This window comes from Mesorhizobium sp. M2C.T.Ca.TU.002.02.1.1, assembly GCF_003997225.1.
On the sequence record NZ_RZTO01000859.1, the window covers coordinates 1 to 2520 of the forward strand.

Sequence of the window (2520 nt, forward strand, 5' to 3'; positions counted from 1 at the left end):
CGCCCAGTCCTCGCGTGCTTCGCCCGGAGCGAATCCAGCGCGGTTGGTCTGCTGCACGCGGCCTTCCGTGTTGACATAGGTGCCGGATTTCTCGGTGTAGGCGGCAGCCGGCAGGATGACGTTGGCGCGGTGCGCGCCGGCATCGCCATGCGTGCCGATATAGACGACGAAGGCGCCGCCCGTCCTGGCCATGTCGATTTCGTCGGCGCCGAGCAGGAAGAGCACATCGGTGTCGCCCAGCATGCCGGCGACGTCCTTGCCGCCCTCGCCCGGCACGAAGCCGACATCCAGGCCGCCGACTCTTGCCGCCGCGTTGTGCAGCACCGCAAAGCCGTTCCATTCGGCCGTGACCGCATTGACGGCGGCCGCGAGCTTTGCCGCCTGGCCGAGCACCGCCGCGCCGTCCGGGCGCGCCAGCGCGCCCTGGCCGACGATGATCAGCGGATGCGTGGCCTTGCTCAGCACCTCGAAGAACTTGCCGTTGCCGTCGGCGAGATCCTTGAGCGATTCCGGGCCGGCGCCGATGAGATCGTAATCGTAACGCGTATCGCCGATCTCGCCGATGACGCCGACCGGCAGGTTGCCGACGCGCCAGCGCTTGCGGATGCGGGCGTTGAGCACCGAAGCCTCGAAGCGCGGATTGGCGCCGATGATCAGCACTGCGTCGGCCTGCTCGATGCCTTCGATGGTCGGATTGAAGATGTAGCTGGCGCGACCGAGCGAGGGATCGAGCGCTGCGCCGTCCTGGCGGCAGTCGATGTTCCTCGAGCCGAGCGCCGCCATCAAGAGCTTGAGCGCGTAGATTTCCTCGACCGCGGCGAGATCGCCGGCGATCGCGCCGATCCGCTCGGGGGCCGTCTTCGATACCTGTTCCTTGATCGCGGCGAAGGCTTCGGCCCAGCTTGCCGGAACGAGCTTGCCGTCCTTGCGCACATAGGGGCGATCGAGGCGCTGCGTGCGCAGGCCGTCCCAGATGAAGCGGGTCTTGTCGGAAATCCACTCCTCGTTCACCGCCTCGTTGACGCGCGGCAGGATGCGCATCACTTCGCGGCCTCTGCTATCGACGCGGATCGCCGAGCCGACGGCGTCCATGACGTCGATCGATTCCGTCTTGGTCAGTTCCCACGGCCGCGCCTGGAAGGCGAACGGCTTGGAGGTGAGCGCGCCGACCGGGCACAGATCGATGACATTGCCCTGCAGCTCAGACGTCATCGCCTGTTCGAGATAGGTGGTGATCTCGGCATCCTCGCCGCGGCCGATCAGGCCGAGCTCGGAAATGCCGGCGACCTCGGTGGTGAAGCGGACGCAGCGCGTGCAATGGATGCAACGGTTCATCACCGTCTTGACCAGCGGGCCGATATACTTGTCTTCGACCGCGCGCTTGTTCTCGTGATAGCGCGAGGAATCGACGCCGAAGGCCATCGCCTGGTCCTGCAGGTCGCACTCGCCGCCCTGGTCGCAGATCGGGCAGTCCAGCGGATGGTTGATCAGCAGGAATTCCATCACGCCTTCGCGGGCCTTCTTGACCATCGGCGTGTTGGTGAAGATTTCCGGCGGCTCGCCATTCGGGCCCGGGCGCAGGTCGCGCACGCCCATGGCGCAGGACGCCTGCGGCTTGGGCGGTCCGCCCTTCACCTCGATCAGGCACATGCGGCAATTGCCGGCGATCGACAGCCGCTCATGGAAGCAGAAGCGCGGCACTTCAGCGCCGGCGTCCTCGGCCGCCTGCAGCAGCGTGTAATGGTCGGGTACCGTGATCTCTTTCCCGTCGACCTTTAGCTTTGCCATTCGCCTCAAACCCCTGCGGATTTCCGCAATCTCTATCTTCCGGGCGCGGCTTGCGCCGCGCCTGGCATCTCAATTCACTTCTTCGCGGCGAGCGCCGCCGCTTGAGCAGTCCAGTCGTCGCGGCCGATGCGGCCGGCGAGCGACAGATAATCTTCCACCCAGGCGATCTCTTCCGACGTCCAGGCGGCGATCTGGCCATAGGTCCAGATGCCGAGACCGTTGAGCACCTTCTCCAGCTTCGGCCCGATACCTGAAATCGCCTTCAGGTCCGATGGTTTCGCCGGCTTGTCGAGCGCCTTCGGCTGCCTGAAATCCTCAGGCATCAGCCCGGTTGCAGCCGGCGAGGCGACAAGACCGGACCCGGTCGCGTCAAGTGCTTTCTCGGTCGCGTTCGCCGCGATGTCGGTCACGTCCCTGGCGAAGGTCTGCGCCCTGGCGATCAGCGTCTCTGTCGCCTTGCGCGCCTTGGTGGCGTTGGCGGCCGCTTCGCTCTGCGCCTCGAGATCGTCGAGGAAAGGCTGGAACATGCGCTGCGAGGCTTCCAGTGCGCCGGTGAAGGCGCCCATCCACATGCCGACGGCATGGTTGGCAAGACCGATGCTGAGCGCCGACATCGCCGCGGCGCCCGCGACCGGATGCGCCAGAAGGTTGACGGCGCTGGCCATCTCCTTCGGCATCATCTTGGTCAGGTCCTGGTTCATCTTCTCGAGTTGGTCCAAATCAGGCATGAAC

Annotated in this window: 2 protein-coding genes; both read right to left on the reverse strand. The window is 65.8% G+C overall.

All coding sequences use genetic code 11. The features are described 5' to 3' along the window. Nucleotides 1-1788, reverse strand: a 1788-nt coding sequence (gene nuoG / locus EOD07_RS30525; protein WP_127237953.1) for an NADH-quinone oxidoreductase subunit NuoG, incomplete at its 3' end; no start/stop codon positions are given. Between the two features lie 74 nt (nucleotides 1789-1862). Beyond that, nucleotides 1863-2516: an NADH-ubiquinone dehydrogenase gene (locus EOD07_RS30530; RefSeq protein ID WP_245470550.1), complete on the reverse strand. Its 654-nt coding sequence runs from the start codon at nucleotides 2514-2516 to the stop codon at nucleotides 1863-1865. Nucleotides 2517-2520: the final 4 nt, after the last annotated feature.

What these genes read in the sequence shown, in the direction of transcription:
- EOD07_RS30530 (WP_245470550.1), bottom strand. Translation starts at nt 2,516, where the DNA reads ATGCCTGATTTGGACCAACTCGAGAAGATGAACCAGGACCTGACCAAG.